Source organism: Streptomyces sp. NPDC007971, from assembly GCF_042958635.1.
Lineage (GTDB): Bacteria > Actinomycetota > Actinomycetes > Streptomycetales > Streptomycetaceae > Streptomyces.
In genome coordinates this window covers 1-1269 of record NZ_JBIBJK010000091.1, presented here as the reverse complement: position 1 = coordinate 1269, position 1269 = coordinate 1, and the positions used below count along the sequence as shown (strand labels likewise).

Here is a 1269-nt window from a genome sequence, read left to right as displayed (position 1 = left end):
TACCAGCTCAAGCCCCGCGACTGGGAAGCCGCCGCCCGCCAGGGCCGCACCATCGCCCCGCTCATCACCCGCCTCAACACCATCCGGCGGGAACATCCCGCACTGCACCACCTGCGCAATCTCCGCTTCCACCACGCCGACAACGACCAGGTGCTCGCCTACTCGAAGCGGCGCGGATCGAACACGGTTCTGGTGGTCGCCAACCTCGACCCCCACCACACCCAGGAAGCAACGGTCTCGTTGGACATGCCGCAACTCGGCCTGCAAGGGCACGAGTCGGTGCCGGTGCGTGATCTGCTCACCGGCGAGACCTATCACTGGGGCAGGGCCAACTATGTGCGCCTCGAACCGGGCCACAGGCCCGCGCATGTCTTCTCGGTTCTGCGACCGTCCACCCCGCAGATCGGAGGGTCACCCGCCATATGATCGTCAACGAGCCCGTCCCGGACACCTTCGAGGACACTCCCGCCAAGGACCGGGACCCTCAGTGGTTCAAACGCGCCGTCTTCTACGAGGTCCTGGTCCGCTCCTTCCAGGACAGCAACGGTGACGGCATCGGCGACCTCAAGGGCCTGACCGCCAAGCTCGACTACCTGCAGTGGCTCGGTGTCGACTGCCTCTGGCTGCCGCCCTTCTTCAAGTCGCCGCTGCGTGACGGCGGTTACGACGTCTCCGACTACACCGCCGTCCTGCCCGAGTTCGGCGACCTGGCCGACTTCGTGGAGTTCGTCGACGCCGCCCACCAGCGCGGCATGCGCGTCATCATCGACTTCGTCATGAACCACACCAGCGACCAGCACCCGTGGTTCCAGGAGTCCAGGCGGGATCCGGACGGTCCGTACGGGGACTACTACGTCTGGGCCGACGACGACAAGCAGTTCCAGGGCGCCCGGATCATCTTCGTCGACACCGAAGCCTCCAACTGGACGTACGACCCCGTACGCAAGCAGTACTACTGGCACCGCTTCTTCTCGCACCAGCCGGACCTCAACTACGAGAACCCGGCGGTGCAGGAGGAGATGATCTCCGCGCTGAAGTTCTGGCTGGACCTCGGCATCGACGGGTTCCGGCTCGACGCCGTGCCGTACCTGTACCAGCAGGAGGGCACCAACTGCGAGAACCTGCCGGCGACCCACGAGTTCCTGAAGCGGGTGCGCAAGGAGATCGACACCCAGTACCCGGACACCGTGCTGCTGGCGGAGGCCAACCAGTGGCCGGAGGACGTCGTCGACTACTTCGGCGACTTCCGCTCGGGCGGCGACGAGTGCC

General features: G+C 66.0%; 2 protein-coding genes. Both read left to right on the top strand.

Going from position 1 to position 1269, the window contains the following annotated elements; genetic code table 11:
- Positions 1–426 (top strand): alpha-glucosidase C-terminal domain-containing protein (locus ACFZCP_RS45910; protein WP_391443280.1); only part of this gene is annotated, 426 nt, incomplete at its 5' end.
- Positions 423–1269 (top strand): alpha-amylase family glycosyl hydrolase (locus ACFZCP_RS45905; protein WP_391443277.1); only part of this gene is annotated, 847 nt, incomplete at its 3' end. The genes ACFZCP_RS45910 and ACFZCP_RS45905, both read left to right, overlap by 4 nt.